An 18274-nucleotide genomic window follows, 5' to 3' on the forward strand; every position below is an offset into this window, starting at 1 on the left:
CGACCCGCCATGCACACCAGAGGGAACCTTCCATGAAACTGAACAGAAAACTCTTCGTCGCGTCCGCCCTGTTACTCAGCCCGGCTTTGGCGCTCGCTCACCCCGGCCATGACCAGGCCGGCGTGATGTCCGGTATCGCACATCCAATCTTCGGACTCGACCACCTGCTGGCGATGCTCGCGGTCGGCCTCTGGGCGGCTCAACAGGACGGCACGGCACGCTGGGCGCTGCCGCTGACCTTCGTTGTAACGATGCTGTTCGGCGGGCTAGCTGGTTTCGCCGGCTTCGAGATGCCGCTGATGGAAACCGGAATCGCCGGCTCGGTGCTGGCGCTCGGGCTGCTGGTGGCGCTGGCGGTACGCCCACCGCTTGCCGTTGCGGCCGGGCTGACCGCGCTGTTCGCTCTTAGCCACGGCGTGGCACACGGTCTAGAGCTGCCCGCGCTGTCCAGCCCATGGGGCTACGCCGCAGGCTTCGTCGTAGCCACCGCTGCCTTGCATGGCCTCGGCTATGCCGTCGCCCGTAACCTGCCAGCGGCGGCCGCCCCCATCGTCCGCCTCGCCGGCGCGGCCTCCGCGTTGGCTGGTGCCTGGCTGCTAGCCGTCTGAGCAAGACACAAATCGAAACAACTACGGAACCTGAGCGCGCCCTAAGACCCAAAAGATGACGTCTGTCGCTGATCGTATTCGGCGGCGCTTCATCCACCGGCCCTTAGGGAGAGCGCCAAGTGTCCCCATCCCCCCACGCCCACGGCTTCGCCTATTGGGCGCTGAAAATATTCGCCTCCATCGTTGCCCTGTTCGGCCTGGCCCTTGCTGCTGGCGGCGTCTGGCTGATTAGCCTCGGCGGTTCTTGGTACTACCTCATCGCCGGCGCCGGCATGCTGATAGCTGGCGTACTGCTGTTTCTGCAGCGACTCAGTGGTGTCTGGCTCTATTGGGCGGTATTCCTCGGGACCGTCGTCTGGGCAATCTGGGAAGTCGGGTTCGATCTCTGGGCGCTGTTGCCTCGCCTGATGGCGCTGGCCGTGATTGCTCTTCTAACGCTGGCATTCATTCCGGTGCTGCGGCACCACACTCGCAGGGAGGCGCACCCATGACCAACCTGATCAGACTGGTTGCCCTGTTGAGCCTGGCCTGGTTACCGCTTGGCCACGCCCAAACGACCGCGGCGGACCCTTCGCTCGAACCTGCCACCACGGTGTCACCGGGACCGGCGGGTGCGGAACCTGAGCCGGCCGACTGGACTGCTTATGGGCGCAGCAATGCGGCAACGCGCTACTCGCCGCTGGAGCTGATCAACCGCAACAACGTCGCCGACCTCAGACCGGTTTGGGGCTATCGCACCGGCAACCTGCCCGATCAGTCCGTGGTGGAAAAGAAGTGGGCGCCCGAAACCACGCCGCTCAAGGTCGGCGACAACCTCTACCTGTGCGATGCGTTGAACGTGCTGATTTCGCTGGATGCCAGCAGCGGCCGCGAACGCTGGCGCTACGACCCGAAGGTCTCCACCGACCACATCCCCTACTCGGCTACCTGCCGCGGCGTAAGCTACTACGAGGTGCCGAATGCACCTGATGACGCCGCCTGCAAGCGCCGTATCATCGAGGGCACGCTCGACGCCGAGCTGGTCGCGGTCGATGCCGATACCGGCGTGCCCTGCGCCGACTTCGGCCATGCCGGGCACGTCGATTTGATGGAAGGCATGGGCGACTCCGTACCCGGCTACGTCGCGGTGACATCGCCGCCTACCATCGTCCGCGGTGTCGCCGTGGTGGGGCATCAGGTGCTCGATGGGCAGAAAGAGGACGCCCCGTCCGGCGTGATCCGCGGATACGACGCCGCCACTGGCGAGCTGGCCTGGGCCTGGGACATGGGCCGCCCTGGCGAGACCGGGCTGCCTCAGGGGGATGATGTCTACACCCGGGGGACACCCAACGCCTGGACCATTTTCTCCGGCGACGAGGCACTCGGGCTGGTCTATGTGCCGATGGGCAACTCGTCGGTCGACTACTGGAGCGGCAACCGGCGCGAGTTCGAGAAGCCCTACTCCACGGCACTGGTTGCGCTCGACGTTACCCGCGGCGAGGTGCGCTGGGTCTTTCAGACGGTGCATGACGATGTCTGGGACTACGACCTGGGCTCCCAGGGCAGCCTCATCGACTTTCCGGTCGAAGGCGGTCACACGGTGCCAGCCGTCGTACTGCCCACCAAGATGGGCGACATCTATGTGCTCGACCGCCGCACCGGCGAGCCACTGACGCCGGTCGAGGAACGCCCGGTACCGGCCAGCCCCCTGCCTGACGAAACGCTTTCGCCGACCCAGCCCTTCTCCGTCGGCATGCCATCCACGCCCCGCGAGCCGCTGACCGAAGCAGACGCCTGGGGCGTGACACCGCTGGACCAGCTGTGGTGCCGCATCCAGTTCAAGCGCGCCAGTTACGAGGGCATGTACACGCCGCCAAGCGCGGACAGGCCGTTCCTCCAATGGCCGAGCTACAACGGGGGTAACGACTGGGGAAGCGCGGCGGTCGACACCGAGCGCAACATCCTGGTGCTGAACTACAACCACATCGCCATGCATGACCAGCTCATCCCGCGTGACAAGGCCGACGAGCGCGGCATGGTCCCGCTCGGCGTACCGGGCGGCAGCACTTCGTCCGGCGGCTCGGTGCCCCAGGCGGGGTCGCCCTATGCCGTGTCCATCCAGGCCTGGCGCAACGGCCTGACGGGCGTGCCCTGCTCACGTCCGCCGTTTGGCGGCATCATGGCCATCGACCTCAACACCCGTGAGGTCTTGTGGAACGAGCCGCTGGGCACCGCCCGCCGTAACGGGCCGTTCGGCATTTCATCGCACTTGCCGGTGACGGTCGGTACGCCCAACAATGGGGGCCCGGTGATTACCGCAGGCGGCTTGATCTTCATTGCGGCGGCAACCGACAACCTCATCCGCGCAATCGATATCGACTCAGGTGAGGTGCTCTGGCAAGACGTGCTGCCCGCCGGTGGGCAGGCGACGCCGATGACCTATGAGGCCAACGGGCGTCAGTATCTAGTGATCGTTGCAGGCGGCCACCACTTCATGGAGACGCCGCCGGGCGACTATGTGGTCGCCTACAGCCTGCCGGCCAAAGGCGACCCCACGTTGCCGGATTTCCTGAAGGACTGAGTGTCCGGCGAGCCGCCGCGCATTAGCGGAACGGCGGCTCGTCGAAGCTGCGCAGCTTGCGTGAGTGCAGTGAATTGAGCTGGGTGCGCAGGAGATCGAGCGCGGCGATGCCGATCTTCAGGTGCTGGGTCACGGCGCGCTCATAGAAAGCGTTGGCCGAGCCTGGCAGCTTGATCTCGCTGTGCAGCGGCTTGTCCGAGACGCAGAGCAGCGTCCCGTACGGCACGCGCAGGCGATAGCCCTGAGCGGCGATGGTGCCGCTCTCCATGTCCACCGCGACCGCACGGGAGAGGTTGATCAGCGGCCGCTCCTGAGCCCAGCGCAATTCCCAGTTGCGATCATCGTAGGTCAGCACCGTGCCGGTGCGCAGGCGCCGCTTGAGAGCTTCGCCCTGCTCCCCGGTCACCTGCGCTGCCGCTTCCTGTAGCGCCTGCTGGACTTCCGCCAGCGCTGGCAGCGGGATATGCGGCGGCAGCACCCGGTCGAGAATCCCATCACGACGCATGTAGGCGTGGGCCAACACGTAGTCGCCGATGGACTGCGACTGCCGCAGCCCGCCGCAGTGGCCGATCATCAACCAGCAATGGGGGCGCAGGACGGCCAGGTGATCGGTGATGTTCTTGGCATTCGATGGGCCAACGCCGATATTCACCAGGGTGACGCCATCGCCATCTTTGGCCTGCAGGTGATAGGCCGGCATCTGATAGCGATGCCAGAGCACGCCGCCAATGATCGCCTGGGCTTCGCCCTCCTCCATGCCGCGCTCGATGATGATGTTGCCGGGCAGCACCATGCGCACGAAACGGGTGTCGTCGCGCAGCATGTCGAGACCGTGACGGATGAACTGATCGACGTAGCGGTGGTAGTTGGTCAGCAGGATCCAGGGCTGCACATGGCGCCAGTCGCTACCGGTGTAATGCACCAGCCGGCGCAGGGAAAAGTCCACCCGCGCACCATCGAAGAGCGCCAGCGGGTAGGGATCGGCATGCTCCCAGTCATACAGGCCGTCGGCGATGTCATCGGTGGCGGCGGATAAGTCGGTGCTGGGGAACACCCGCGCCAGTTCGGCGGCAGTCACACCGGTTCCGGCCAGTTCGTCGCCCTGTTCGATCACATAGGGATAGGGAATGTTGCGCTCACTGATGCCCACCTCAACTTTGACGCCGAAGTCCTTGATCAGCGGTCGCAGCTGGTCGAGCAGGTAGCTGCGGAACGACGCCGGATGGGTCACGGTCACGCTGTAAACACCCGGTGCCTGCACCTTGGCGTAGGCACGGGTGGAAGCCGGCACCTCGCCATGGCATTCGTAGGTCAGACGCAGTTCGGGATAGCGAAACTGGGCGCGTTCGGCGGCGTCGGGCTCCTGCCGAGTCTTCACATAGCGTTTGAGTGCCTGGTTAAGCGAGCGAGTGGCATGCTGGTGGAGTTCGGCAAGATGGTCCACCGCCGCTTCAGCGCTGGTGGCAATGCGAAGAGTCTCGCCTGCTGGAATCATGGTTGGTTTCCTTGTCTGTTCGTTGAAAGCATCTTGCCTGCTGATCAATGACAGCGGTAGCACCGCAGTGCTGCGATCATCGATTAGACGCGGCTATTCGCAGCGCCAGCGACTCCAACCGCGCCTTCAATATCGCCAGGCTGGGCGCCGCGGTCAGGCTCAGACGCAGCGCATTGGGCGCGCCATGACCGACCGCGAACACGGCCGCTGCAGCCGCCTCGATCCCCGCATCACGGCACAGCACCGGCAGACTTTGATCGTCTGCCAGTTCCAGCCACAGATGCGGTGAGGCATTTGACGACGCAGACCCAAGCAGTTTCTGCGCCAGCCGCCAACGCCGGGTCATCTGCCCACGTTGCCAGGCCAGCCGACGCGCCGCGGTGCCGTCTTCAAGCCATTCGCAGCCGATCTGCAGGCATAGCGTCGACAAGGCCCAACTGGTCGCCTGCCGCTCCGGATCGATACGCGACAACCACTCGTCCGGTCCGGCAATAAAGCCCAGGCGCAACCCAGGCGCGACCGTCTTCGACAGACTGCTGATCAGCAGGGTCCGTTCAGGCAACGTCGCGGCCAAAGGTGGCTCGTCGCCAAGTGCGCCGTAGATATCGTCTTCGATGATCAGCAAGCCTCGCCGTCGCGCTACGGCAGCGACAGCCTCGCGGCGCTGCGTATCCATGCTGACGGCGGTCGGGTTCTGCATGCAGGGCGTCAGGACGGCCACGCGGGCCGAGGTAGCGCGGGCCAGGCGGTCGAGATCGTCCGGCAGAATACCGAACGCGTCCATTGCGACCCCGTGCAGCGGTAGTCGTAACTGACGCCCGGCGGCCTTTATACCGGGGGACGTCAGGGCTTCGACCAGCACCGGCTCGCCTGGCTCGCACAATCCGATCAGCGCAGCGAACACGCCCTGCTGCGCCCCGGCACAAAGCATCACCTGCTGCGGCGGAATTTCAAGCGCCCGACTACGCAGCCAGCCGCTCACCGCCAGCTGGCCACGCTGCAGACTGCGCGCTGAGGGATAACCTTGCAGGCCCGCCAGCTCACCCGTCGCGCACAGGGCCGCCATGCTGCGCTGCATGTCCTCATCGTCCGGGTCGAGTACCGGCAGGTTGGTCGAGAGGTCGACCAGTTCCGGATAGGCCTCCGGCGTCTTCAGCCGGAACAGGCTGGCCTCGCGGCTGCTGGCGAGCACGTAAGTACCACGCCCTACCTCGCCACCGACGAGATGCCGACGCGCCGCTTCGCGGTAGGCCTGCATTGCCGTGCTGGGATTGAGGCCGAGCGCCCAGGCCAGCCGCCGCTGCGGCGGCAGTCGATCCCCCGACCGCAGCTCGCCACGTGCAATGGCCGATGCAATGGCATCGACCAGCGCCAGGTAGCGCGGTTGGTCATCAGATTCGAGTTTGGGTAACCACATTGTTTGCCATGCAATATAAATATTTACCCATACAATGCCCGCCACCTAGGATCGACGTCAAACCGCCAAGGAGCCGTCGATGTTCGATCTACACCAACTGCGTCAGGCAGCCGAACTGATTCACCAGAGCGTACCGCCAACCCCGCAATACACATGGCCACTGCTGGCCGAACGGCTTGGCTGCCAAGTCTGGGTCAAGCATGAGAATCACACGCCGGCCGGCGCTTTCAAGGTGCGCGGCGGTGTGCTCTATATCAATGAGCTGATCAAGCGTGAACCGCGCTTGCCGGGGCTCGTCACCGCAACCCGTGGCAATCACGGCATCAGCCTGGCGATGGCCGCACGCAACGCGGGTTTACGCTTGCAGATTCTGGTCCCTGAAGGCAACTCGGCGGAGAAGAACGCCGCCATGCGTGCATGCGGCGCTGAGGTCGTCGAGTACGGTCGCGACTTCGATACCGCCCGCCAGCGCGCCGCGGAGCTGGCTGAGGCCAACGGCTGGCATTTTGTCCCCTCACTGCATCCGGACCTGATCAAAGGCGTCGCCACCTATGCGCTGGAATTCCTCGAAGCGGTGCCGGACCTGCGACGGGTTTATGTGCCCATCGGGCTCGGCTCAGGCATCTGCGGGATGATCCGAACCCGCGACCTGCTGGGCCTGAACACGGAGATCATCGGCGTGGTGTCCAGCGCTGCCGATGCCTATGCACAGAGCTTCGAGCAAGGCCGCATCGTCTGTACGGAAACAGCCAACACCTTTGCCGATGGGATGGCATGCCGCATGCCATCTCCGGACGCTCTGGAGATCATTCGCAAAGGCGCGGCGCGCATCGTGCGCGTCGATGACGCTGAAATCCGCCATGCCATCGTCGCCTTCCACGAAGACACCCATAACCTCGCCGAAGGCGCCGGCGCTGCCGCGCTGGCCGCCGCGATGCAGGAGCGCGAACACAACCGTGGCGAGCGCATTGGCGTGGTGCTCAGTGGTGCCAACATCGACCGCGGCGTGTTGGCTGCATCATTGACTGTAGCTTGCTAAGCGAGTCGATCTGCCGACTGACCAGCCGCCAGTTGAACACCAGAAAACAGGTCCATCCGGACGACGGTAGAAGCGCCCTACAACGCCACTGTCGCTCCAGGCTGAGTTACCCATGAAGTACGACTTAGCCCTTTCTCCACATGGCCCGACCCGCTAGTCCGGCAGCCACTGATTGATTGGCGACAAGCGGAGCGTCTATGGGAATCAAACTTGCTAGCAATCGGCGAGCGACAGTTTTCCGCCACTGATAACCTCAAGCAAACAGAGCGTCAATTTGTAGACGCCAGAAAAAGGTTGACAAACGGCACTGTCATCTGAAATGGCAGTATGCCATCATTCGCTCAACAGATTCATGACCTCCAAAAAGCAGACTGCCACCCGATAAGTGTCGCCGTGATAAGCGCAACACAGGCTTGGCTGTGATCCCCATTGAACATGTTTTACATCTGGAGCTTCGGAATGGGCATTTCGAGCGACATCCTCGGCCTTTTTAGAAAGATCGATGTAGCCCCTGAACAGTACCAAGAGGTTTCGCGCGCAGGGCGAGACCAAGTCTCCGTCGGTCACTGGCCCGCCTTAGCGGCAAGCGCAACGCCCGAACAGCAAGCGGACTCACCAAGCGCAGCTCAGCTCCCCGGCCCGACCGTGGAAAAGAAGGCATCTATCGTCGCGCCAATTTCTTGTCCATCTGATGCACCCTCAGCTGCGCATCCTTCTCAAAGCAAAACCGAGCGAACTGACTGGCCTGCCGAGAGACTGCAGGATCTACTGGCCCAGCTGAAGCTGGCTGAAAACGAAGCTATCGCCAACGCAACAGCGAAAGCATCGCAAGAGCAACTCATCGAACCGCTCGCGCCTGCTTTGGGCCAGGTGAATGTAGTCACTGTCATGTCTAGTAAAGGCGGCGTCGGAAAAAGCACGATTGCTGCAAACCTCGCAGTAGGCTTGGCCAACCTGGGCCGATCGGTGCTGCTCGTAGATCTTGACCCACAAAACGCACTCATTCATCACGCCCAGCCTCTAAATCAGCGCTCGATAGAAGATGCCGCTCGCGGCATAGCCAGTACGAGCGAAAGCACTTCGGACTGGCGGTCATTATGTATGGCAACCACAGCCGGACCGGCCCTGCTGCCGCACGGCCTGATAGAAGAGAACGAGCGCCAAGCGTTTGAGCAGCTTCTGGACCGTGACCGGTATTGGCTGGGGCGTCATCTCGAAGCAATGGAGCTTGCCGATGGCGCGGTCGTCATTCTTGACACGCCGCAGGGACCATCACCTTACCTGCGGCAGGCGTTGGCGATCACTCGCCAGGCGCTCGTTGTAAGCCTTCCCGACGCGAGTTCCTATACAGCATTGCCAATGGCCGAGAAGCTGATCAGTAGCTACGTCGGTGAGCGCGACGACTTTATCGGTTGTAGCTATCTAATCAATCAGGTCGACCACTCCCGACAACTCAACCGCGACGTCAGCCTGATCATGCAGCAAGCCGTGGGCGAGCGAATGGTCGGCATGATCCACCGCGACCAGTCAGTATCCGATGCGCTGGCCTACAACCGTACCGCGCTCGAACAGGACGCCAACGGCCAAGGTTTCCAGGACCTGGTCCGGTTCGCCCAGACTTTCATGGGCCAACTGCCCTTCGCTTCAGAAGGCAGTGCCACCAAGTGAGCCCCACCCCGACGTCGTTAGTGACAAGGCTGCGTGCACTCAGCGAGGAGCGCTGGCTGACCGGCCGTTTGGGCAGCATGCTTCTGGCAGCCATAGGCCTGGCGCTGCTCGTTCCGGTAGTGGCCGCACCGCTCGACCTGCAAGCACAACTGTTGTTCTCAGCCTTTTGCCTGGTTGCCGTGCTGCTGCTTCGCAAGCATAACCACCAATGGGTGAAGATCGGCATGATCACACTGTCGGTGATTGCCTCGCTGCGCTATATGTACTGGCGGCTGACGTCTTCGCTGGGCTTCGAGAACCCGCTCGATGCGGTGTTCGGCTATGGCCTGCTGCTGGCGGAACTCTACGCCCTGACAGTATTGATGTTCGGCTACCTGCAGACCGCCTGGCCGCTGCGGCGCAAACCTCTGCCTTTACCGGCCGACCGCAGCCTGTGGCCGACAGTCGATGTTTTCATCCCGACCTATAACGAGCCGCTGGAAATCGTGCGTCTTACCGCCATCGCCGCTCACATGATCGACTGGCCGAAAGACAAACTGCGCGTGCACGTGCTCGATGATGGCCGCCGCGAAACCTTCCGACAGTTCTGTGAAGAAGTCGGCATCGGCTATATCGTTCGCCCGAATAATTTCCACGCCAAGGCTGGCAACCTGAATTGGGCGCTCAAGCAGACCGATGGTGAGTACGTCGCCATCTTCGACGCTGACCACGTCCCGACCCGCTCCTTTCTGCAGATCGGCATCGGCTGGTTTCTCAAGGACCCGAAGCTGGCACTGCTACAAACCCCACACCATTTCTTTTCGCCCGATCCGTTCGAGAAGAACCTCGAAACCTTCCGTGCAGTACCCAACGAAGGCGAGCTGTTCTACGGCCTGGTACAGGACGGCAACGACCTGTGGAACGCCACCTTCTTCTGCGGCTCCTGCGCCATCCTGCGACGCGCCCCGCTAGAAGAAGTCGGCGGCGTGGCGGTCGAAACAGTGACAGAGGACGCCCACACCGCCTTAAAGCTGAGCCGCCTGGGCTACAACACAGCTTATCTGGCGATCCCCCAGGCAGCGGGCCTCGCCACCGAGAGCCTGTCGGGGCATATCGGCCAGCGCATCCGCTGGGCTCGCGGGATGGCGCAGATATTCCGCACTGACAACCCTTTACTCGGGCGCGGACTCAAGCTCGGCCAACGCTTGTGCTACGTCAATGCCATGCTGCACTTCTTCTATGGTTTGCCGCGCCTAGTGTTCCTTACCGCCCCGCTGGCCTACCTGTTCTTTGAAGCGCAGGTGTTCCAGGCCTCGGCTTTGTTGATCACAGCCTATGCGCTACCGCACATCCTGCACGCCAGCATTACCAACTCCGCGATTCAGGGCCGCTTCCGTCATTCATTCTGGAACGAGGTTTACGAGACGGTACTGGCCTGGTACATCATGCCGCCGGTGCTGCTGGCGCTGGTCAACCCCAAGCTTGGCAAATTCAACGTCACAGCGAAGGGCGGGGTCATTGACCGAGGCTACTTCGACTGGATGATGGCGCGCCCCTACATCGTGGTGTTGGGCCTGAACCTGCTCGGTTTAGCGGTCGGGCTGGGCAAGCTGGCGTTCGACGCCGATGCCAGTGCCTCCACGCTAGTCATCAACCTGATCTGGACGCTGTACAACGTCATCATCACCAGCGCCGCGGTGGCGGTGGCCAGCGAAAGCCGCCAGATGCGTGCCGAGCCGAGAGTCAATGCCCGGATCAACGCCACCTTGGCGCTGGGCGATGGCTATACCATCGCCTGCCACACCCTTGATTTCTCCCAGCGCGGGATTGGTATTCAGTTACCTACGGGGGTAACCGTGCCGCGCGGGGCGACGGTCGACGCCTCCCTTTATCTTGATGATTACGAAAGCTCGTTCCCAGCGACCGTAGTATTCAGTCGCGACCAGACCATCGGCCTGCACTTCAACCAGCTCAACACCGCACAGCAGTACGAGCTGGCCCAACTAACGTTCAGCCGCGCCGACATTTGGGCAGACGCCTGGGGCAACAGCCGGGCCGACACTCCACTGAGCGCTCTGCGTGATGTCTCGCGAGTCGGCCTACGCGGAATACGCCAGCTCTACAAAGCCACTCTCGAAGAAATCCAGCTTCGCCGCACCGCAAAAGTTTCCGGTCCGGTAATTGTCCCGAGGAACACATGAATCTCCGCAAGCAGGTCGACTTCCCGTTGCGCCGCTCCGTTACCACTCTCTTGGCCGTCATGACCAGCACGCTGGCCCTGTCGGCACTTGCTGAGGACGCCGCCCCAGAAGCCGTCTCGACCGAGTCAATACAGCTGATCGCAGCGAGCAACGCAGCGAACAGCCAGCAGCTTACCCTGCGCCAGCTCGGCGCCAATTACCCCATGACCTTGCGCGGCATCGAAGGCATCGATAGCGTCAATTTTGACGTGCGCGCTGACCAAGTCGTTACCGGCGCTCGGCTGCAGCTCAACTACAGCTACTCGCCAGCCCTGCTGCCGGATCTGTCGCAGCTCAACGTTTTAGTCAACGACGAGGTCGCTGCCACCCTGATGCTGCCGACCGAAACCGCAGGCACTCGTCAGCAGCAACTGGTGGAGATCCCGCCGCACCTGGTCACCGAGTTCAACCGGCTCAGCCTGCAGCTGATCGGTCATTACACTATGGCCTGCGAAGACCCCAAGCACACCAGCCTGTGGGCCAAGGTCAGCAATCGCAGCACCCTAACCATCGAGACCACACCGCTGACGCTGCCCAACGACCTCGGCCGACTGCCACAGCCATTTTTCGATCGCCGCGATGCTCGTGCACTGACCCTGCCGTTTGTGTTCATGAGCAAGCCGAACGCCACCCAACTGGAGGCTGCAGGCGCGCTGTCGTCCTGGTTCGGCGCCCTGGCTAGTTATCGCACCGCTCGCTTCCCGGTGAGCTTCGCCGAGCTGCCCGACCAGGGCCACGCCGTCGTGCTGGCTACCGGCGCCGCAGCGGCGCAGTTGCTGGGTGTCGAGGAAGTCACCAAGCCAACCCTGGCGATGACCGATAACCCCAATGACCCCTACGGCAAGCTGCTGGTTGTGGCCGGCGCGGACAGCTCACAGCTTAAGGAAGCCGCAGCGGCCCTGGCGCTTGGCAGCCAGACATTGGCTGGCGAGCGATTGACCGTTGGAGAAGTCGTCAACCTCGCGCCGCGCCAGCCCTATGACGCACCCAATTGGCTACCCAGCGACCGCCCGGTACGTATCGGCGAGCTGATCGCCAACAAGGCACTCAGCGTCTCGGGCTACGATCCGGGCACCATTTCCATCCCAGTGCGCCTCCCCCCCGACCTGTTCGGCTGGAACGAGGAAAACCCGACGCTCAAGCTGCGCTACCGTTACACGCCTCAGCCGGTGTCGACCAATTCCTCGCTACTGGTTAGCGCAAACGGAAAATACCTCAAGTCGCTGCCTCTGCCTTCAGTGGAAAGGCTTGGCGAGGACCAGAATCTGCTGGACCTGCTTAAGAGCGACGACAGTTTATTGCGCGAGACGGATATCGATCTGCCGCTGACCGACCTGCCGCTGAATTCGACCCTCGAGTTCCGCTTCATGTACGACTTCATCAAGCAAGGCGAGTGCCGCGACATCATTATCGACAACATGCGCGGCAGCATCGAGCCTGACTCCTATCTTGACCTGAGCCACTACAACCATTTCATTGCGATGCCGAACCTCGGCGTATTCCAGGGCAGCGGGTTCCCCTTCACTCGCCTGGCCGATCTATCGGAAACAGCAGTAGTGCTTGCGTCCGCCCCCTCTCAGGAGGAAATCGCCGCCTACCTGACCGTGCTCGGCCGTTTTGGCGAATCCACCGGCTACCCCGCCTCAGCGGTGCAGGTAACCGATGGCGCCGACCCTGAACAGTTGCGCGGCAAGGACCTGCTGGTTATCGCTGGCAGTGAGGAGCTGCCAGTGTTGCGGGCATGGAACGAGCATCTGCCGGCTGCCCTGAATGGCACCACTCAGCGGCTTGAACTGTCGGACCTGACCTGGCGCATGCGCGACTGGCTGAGCCCCGATGCTGGAGTGAACCACCGCGGCGCTCGGACGAGCGTCTCGCTGGCCGGCGACCGTACCCGCAGCTTCATCGCCGGCTTCGAGTCGCCAGTCGAGCCAGGTCGCACCGTCGTGGTACTGGCGAGTGCCGACCCTACCGTGCTGAGCGAACTGACCGATGCGCTGATCGGTGGCGAGCAGTACGAAGGCAGCATCGAGGGTAGCCTGGCAGTGGTCAACGGTAGCCGCGTCGACTCGCTGGTCGCAGAGGAGACCTACCATGTGGGCACGCTGGGTTGGTTCAAGTACCTGCAGTGGTTGCTCTCGGGCAGCGTGTTCATGATGTTGCTGGCCACCGGACTGGCCGTGGCGCTGCTGAGCCTGGTGTTCTATGTAGTACTGCGCGCCAAGGCGCGACGTCGTCTGGAAGGCTGAAGCATGCCTGGACGCGCCCGCCAAGCTCGGACCCTGGCCATGTTGATCATCGCCCTGCCGATTGCAACCCCGGCACGGGCAGATCAGTGCCAGGGCCAGTGGCCGATGTGGGAGCAGTTTGCCGACCGCTGGGTGCAGGCCGACGGCAGGGTGCTCGAATCCTCCCTCGAACCGCACCACAGCACGTCTGAAGGCCAGTCGTACGCACTGTTCTTTTCGCTGGTCGCGAACGATCGTGACCGATTCGAACGGATCTGGCGCTGGAGCGTCGAGAACCTCGCTGGCAACGACCTCGACCACCAATTGCCAGCCTGGTTATGGGGCAGGGGCAAGGATGGCGTGTGGCAACGCCAGGACATCAACGCCGCATCGGATGCCGACCTCTGGTTCGCCTACGCGTTGCTCGAGGCGTCACGCCTGTGGGACCGCCCCAAATACCGCGCCGATGCCCAGCAGCTATTGGCGAACGTCATCACCAAGGAAACCGCCGATCTGCCCGGCCTGGGCACCATGCTGCTGCCCGGCCCGGTCGGGTTTGAGCATTCCGAGGAGCGGCTCTGGCGCTTTAACCCTAGCTACCAACCCCTGCCGCTGCTGCGCCGACTGGCCGCCGAGCAGCCGGCCGGTCCCTGGTCAAACATCGCAGCGGCCAGCACCGTCGCCCTGCAGCGCTCAGCACCGCACGGCTTCGCTGCAGACTGGGTGGGCTATCGCCTCGACGAGAATGGCGTGGGTCACTTTGAGATCGATCCGTTCAAGGGTGGCGCCGGCAGCTACGATGCCATCCGTGTGTACCTGTGGGCAGGGATGACGTCGGCAGCCGATCCACTGGCCGCGCCCACGCTGCAAGCGGTGCACGGCATGGGCTCAGCCACCGCGGCCCGCGGCATCCCGCCCGAACGCGTTGAGGTCGCCAGCGGCAAAGCCGAAGGCGACGCCCCCTTCGGATTTTCCGCAGCCCTCGTGCCCTACCTGCACGCAAAGGGCAAGACCCGGCTGGCCAAACAACAGGCGCAGCGCGCCCGCCAAGGGCTCGAGAAGGCCCTCGACGCACCCGCGGGTAAGGCCCCGCCGGTTTATTACAACTACATGCTCAGCTTGTTCGGCCTCGGCTGGGCTGACGGTCATTACCGGTTTGCCGCTGACGGCAACCTGCAACCTCTCTGGAACACCACATGTTCAGATATCACGCGCTGACCTTTGGCCTGCTAGCGGCGCTCGGCCTGCCGACAGCACTCGCCCAGGACGACCCGCAGCAGTTGCTGATCCGGCAAGGCCATTTCTGGCAGGCGCAGGATAAACCCGAGCGGGCCGCTGAAGCCTGGAACCGCCTGCTGGAACTGGATGCCGCTCAGGTAGACGCGCTCTACGGCATGGGTGCCATTGCACTGGACAAGGGCAACACAGCACAGGCGCGCAAATATCTCGCGCGGCTCCAAGCCGTGGAGCCGTTTCCCCGGCAGGCGTTGCAGCTTGAGCAGGACATTCACCTTTCCAGCTCGGTCAATAGCAAGGCGCTCGAAGAGGCCCGCCTCTTGGTCGACAATGGCGAGCGGGCGCAAGCCGTCCAGCACTATCGTCAGTTGTTGGGCAAGCGCGAGCCGCAGGGGCTCATTGCGCGCGAGTTCTACAACAACCTCGGTTTTCTGGACGAGCATTGGACCGAAGCCCGTGCCGGCCTGGAGCGGCTGGTACGCGAGCGGCCGGAAGACTCGATCGCCGCGCTGTTCCTCGCCCAGCATCTTGCCCGCCGCGAAACGACGCGCCCCGAGGGCATCCGGGCATTGGCTAAACTTACGGCGCGCGAAGACATACAAGGTTACGCCGAGGAAGGCTGGCGCCTGGCACTGACCTGGATCGGCGAGCCGAAGCCGGCCGATGCCCCTCTGTTCGAACACTACCTGAAGACCCATCCGGACGACGACGAGATCCGCGCGCTACTGGCCAAGGCTCGCAAGGCTCCGGCCAAGCCAGTCGAGTGGAAGCCTGACCCGGACGTTGCGCGCGGCCTGGCCGCGCTCGACCGCAAGGATCTTGCAAGCGCCGAGGAAGCCTTCGCCAAGCGCCTCAAGGCTAGCCCCAACGACCCCGATGCACTTGGTGGCCTGGGAGTGGTTCGCCAGCAGCAGGACAAGCTTGAGGACGCCGAACTCCTACTGAAGAAGGCGGTACGGCAGCCGCGTGGCGGCAGTTGGAAGAAAGCGCTGGACGAAGTGCGTTATTGGCGACTGCTAGACAGCAGTCGCCAGGCTTCGGGCAACGCTGCCCTGGCTTTGGTGCAGCAGGCCATCGCGCTGCAACCGAACAACCTGGAAGGTCTGCGCCAGCGAGCCAACATCCACTTGGCCAGCGGTAATTTTGTACAGGCTGAAGCGGACTACCGGCAGGTGCTGCAGCGCAAGCCGGCCGACACCGACGCCCAGCGCGGTCTGATCGATACGATGGTGCAGGCCGGGCGCACTGAAGAAGCACTGACACTGATCGACCAACTGCCCACCGAAAGCCGCGATGCCTTAGGCAATCTCGGCGAGCTGCGGGCAAACCAGGCACTGCAGCGTGCCCGTATTGCCGAGGCCAAAGGCGACCAGGCCGCGGCGCGGCAGGCACTTGAGCAAGCCCTGCAGCACGACCCGAACAATGCCTGGGCACGCTTCGCGCTGGCGCGTATCTACCTGCAGCTGGGCGCCGCTCCCGAAGCAAGGTCGCTGATCGACGGCCTGCTGACATCCAACCCCGACGATCCCCAGGCGTTGTACGTCAGTGCCCTGCTTTCCGCCGAACTCGGGGAATGGCAGAAGGCAGACGAGGCGCTGCGGCGAATTCCCGTATCCGCGCGCACCGCCGACATTCAGCAGCTGACCAGCGACACGACCTTCCAGCTGCAGCTGCAACAGATCAGTCAGCTGTCCGCTGCCGGCCGCAAGCAGGACGCCCGGGTCTTCCTCGCCCGCACCGAACCGCTGGCCGAGGGGCGGCCCGAGCGCCAGTCGGCACTGGCACAGGCCTACGCCGACGCCGGCGACCCGGTGCGGGCTATGACGATGATGCGCGATCTGTTGGCCCGCAGCCCCGGCCGCAACACCGGCCTGACACTGCAGTACATCGGTGTCCTGCTCAGCGCCAATCAGGATGCCGAAGCGGCTTCGCTGATGCGTGCGCTTCAGGCCGAACAGCTTGACGCTGCACAACGCCGCCAGTACGACGATCTGCTGCACATCTATCGTGTGCGCCAAGCCGACCGGCTTCGCGAACAGGGCGATCTGGTCGCTGCTTACGACATGCTCGCGCCAGCACTGACCGCCCGCCCACAGGATGCGCTGGCGAACTCGGCCTTGGCGCGCATGTACACCGATGGCGGTACGCCAGCCAAAGCCCTCGACCTTTACCGCCCCCTGCTGCAGCGCAACCCCGACGACGCACGGCTGCAGCTAGGTGCCGCCGAAGCCGCCACACAGGCGGGTGACCACGGGTTCGCCGACCAGGCCATCCAGCAGGCCGTGCGCCTTGCCCCGGCCGATGCCGAGGTCCTCACCGCGGCAGCGAATCTCTACCGCCGCCAAGGCAAGACACAGCAGGCCGCGGAGCTGCTCAAGCAAGTGGTCGCGCAGGAAAAGCGCCAGGAGCGGGCCGCCTACGCAGCCACCACGGTCCAGCAGAACAGCACCAACCCCTTCCTTGGCTTGCCGGGCCAGACGGGGCAGCGGCTGCAAGCGGCCGACCCGCTGGCGCCAGTGCCGACCGCGTCGGATCGATTGGCAAGCGCGACGGGCCGGGTCGCCAGCCAGGCCAGCGTGTCTGGCAATCCCTTTGCTATGCCGCCGAAACCGGTCGATCCACGCGCCGATCTGAGCCCCGCCGCACGCGCACTGGCCGAGATTTCCGAGGCACGTAGTCCTTACCTGGTGCAGGGCCTGCAGGTCTCGGGAAACGACAGCGAATCAGGACTTGGACGCCTGACTCGCATCGAGGCACCCGCAGAAGCCAACCTTCCGGTGGGCAACGGTCGAGTTGCGGTGCGCGTAACGCCCGTGGCACTCAATGCTTCGAGCGTCGGCGAAGACGCCCGCGGTCGCTTTGGCGCAGGCCCGCTTGCCTCTGCCGACTCGCCCGGCTCGCAGAAAGCCAGCGGCGTCGGCATCGGCGTCGCCTACGCGCATGAGAATATCGGTTTGAAGGCCGACCTCGGTACTACCCCGCTCGGCTTTCTCTACGACACGACGGTGGGCGGCGTCAGCATCGAGCGGCCGATTGGCTCGACCGGCCACGCACACTGGAAGGCGGGCGCATCGCGCCGCGCGGTGACTGACAGTGTGCTGTCCTTCGCCGGCACCGAAGACAAGCGCACCGGTCAGCAATGGGGCGGCGTGACCGCCAATGGGGTACGCGGCGAGCTTGGCTACGACGATGGCAACGTAGGTGCCTATGGCTACGCCGCCGCCCATGTGCTCGAGGGCAACAACGTCAGCGACAATAACCGTGCCGAACTCGGCGGCGGTGTGTACTGGTACCTGAGCAACACAGAAGGCGAGCAGCTCACGCTCGGCGTCAGCAGCACAGCGTTCGGCTACTCCGAAAACCAGGGCTACTACACCTACGGCCATGGAGGCTACTTCAGCCCGCAGACATTCTTCGCGCTGAGCATGCCAGTGTCATGGTCGCAGCGTTACGAGCGTTTCAGCTATCAGCTCAAGGGCTCGGTAGGCCTGCAGTTCATTGATCAAGATGACGCCGACTACTTCCCCAACGACCCGAATATGCAGGCAGCGGCGTCCGGCGTCCTCGGGCGACCAGCAGTGTATGCGGGCAGCCGCAAGACTAGCCTCGGCTACAGCCTGTACGGCGCAGGAGAGTACCGCGTGACGCCGAACTTCGTTCTCGGCGGGCATCTCGGGCTTGATAACGCCCAAGACTATCGCCAGTGGAACACCGGCTTGTACTTGCGCTACCTCTTCGAGGATCAGGCCGGGCCAATGGCCTTACCGATCAGCCCCTACCAATCCCCCTACGCCCACTGATACC

General features: G+C 63.6%; 11 protein-coding genes. 9 read left to right on the forward strand and 2 right to left on the reverse strand.

The genetic code is table 11. The annotated features are described in order from the left end of the window. Positions 1-32: 32 nt before the first annotated feature. The 3 genes from ACQKEK_RS06880 to ACQKEK_RS06890 all read left to right on the forward strand — a co-directional run bounded on the left by ACQKEK_RS06880 (position 33) and on the right by ACQKEK_RS06890 (position 3168). The gene (locus tag ACQKEK_RS06880) at positions 33-608 is read left to right on the forward strand and encodes a HupE/UreJ family protein (protein WP_499141741.1); all 576 of its coding nucleotides are present in this window, start codon (positions 33-35) and stop codon (positions 606-608) included. A 119-nt stretch (positions 609-727) separates the two neighbouring features. Next, entirely contained in the window at positions 728-1099 is a 372-nt protein-coding gene (locus ACQKEK_RS06885; RefSeq protein ID WP_499141743.1) for a glucose dehydrogenase, read from the forward strand. After that, complete coding sequence (locus tag ACQKEK_RS06890) at positions 1096-3168, forward strand: pyrroloquinoline quinone-dependent dehydrogenase (protein WP_499141745.1); 2073 nt, start codon at positions 1096-1098, stop codon at positions 3166-3168. The genes ACQKEK_RS06885 and ACQKEK_RS06890 overlap by 4 nt, the downstream gene beginning before the upstream one ends. Before the next feature lie 22 nt (positions 3169-3190). On the opposite strand, the gene amn is transcribed toward ACQKEK_RS06890, so the two are convergent. Together amn and ACQKEK_RS06900 are read right to left on the reverse strand one after the other, a co-directional pair. Next, positions 3191-4663: an AMP nucleosidase gene (gene amn, locus ACQKEK_RS06895; RefSeq protein ID WP_128120723.1), complete on the reverse strand. Its 1473-nt coding sequence runs from the start codon at positions 4661-4663 to the stop codon at positions 3191-3193. Between the two features lie 76 nt (positions 4664-4739). Beyond that, positions 4740-6080 (reverse strand): aminotransferase-like domain-containing protein, encoded by a 1341-nt coding sequence (locus tag ACQKEK_RS06900; RefSeq protein WP_499141747.1) that lies wholly within the window; start codon positions 6078-6080, stop codon positions 4740-4742. A gap of 79 nt (positions 6081-6159) precedes the next feature. On the opposite strand from ACQKEK_RS06900, the gene ACQKEK_RS06905 reads away from it, so the two are divergent. The 6 genes from ACQKEK_RS06905 (at position 6160) to ACQKEK_RS06930 (ending at position 18270) form a co-directional block, all read left to right on the forward strand. After that, complete coding sequence (locus ACQKEK_RS06905; protein WP_499141749.1) at positions 6160-7119, forward strand: threonine dehydratase; 960 nt, start codon at positions 6160-6162, stop codon at positions 7117-7119. Positions 7120-7578: 459 nt separating this feature from the next. Next, entirely contained in the window at positions 7579-8787 is a 1209-nt protein-coding gene (gene bcsQ, locus ACQKEK_RS06910; protein ID WP_499141751.1) for a cellulose biosynthesis protein BcsQ, read from the forward strand. A 77-nt stretch (positions 8788-8864) separates the two neighbouring features. Beyond that, the gene (bcsA, locus tag ACQKEK_RS06915; protein WP_499142222.1) at positions 8865-10967 is read left to right on the forward strand and encodes a UDP-forming cellulose synthase catalytic subunit; all 2103 of its coding nucleotides are present in this window, start codon (positions 8865-8867) and stop codon (positions 10965-10967) included. Further along, positions 10964-13255, forward strand: a complete 2292-nt coding sequence (gene bcsB, locus ACQKEK_RS06920) for a cellulose biosynthesis cyclic di-GMP-binding regulatory protein BcsB (RefSeq protein WP_499141753.1) — start codon at positions 10964-10966, stop codon at positions 13253-13255. The genes bcsA and bcsB overlap by 4 nt, the downstream gene beginning before the upstream one ends. A gap of 39 nt (positions 13256-13294) precedes the next feature. After that, complete coding sequence (gene bcsZ / locus ACQKEK_RS06925) at positions 13295-14452, forward strand: cellulose synthase complex periplasmic endoglucanase BcsZ (RefSeq protein WP_499141755.1); 1158 nt, start codon at positions 13295-13297, stop codon at positions 14450-14452. After that, a complete protein-coding gene (locus ACQKEK_RS06930; protein ID WP_499141757.1) occupies positions 14431-18270 on the forward strand; it encodes a cellulose biosynthesis protein BcsC in 3840 nt (1279 codons plus the stop codon). The genes bcsZ and ACQKEK_RS06930 overlap by 22 nt, the downstream gene beginning before the upstream one ends. Positions 18271-18274: the final 4 nt, after the last annotated feature.

Origin of the sequence: Pseudomonas sp. NPDC077408 (assembly GCF_050269105.1) — a bacterium.
GTDB lineage: Bacteria > Pseudomonadota > Gammaproteobacteria > Pseudomonadales > Pseudomonadaceae > Stutzerimonas.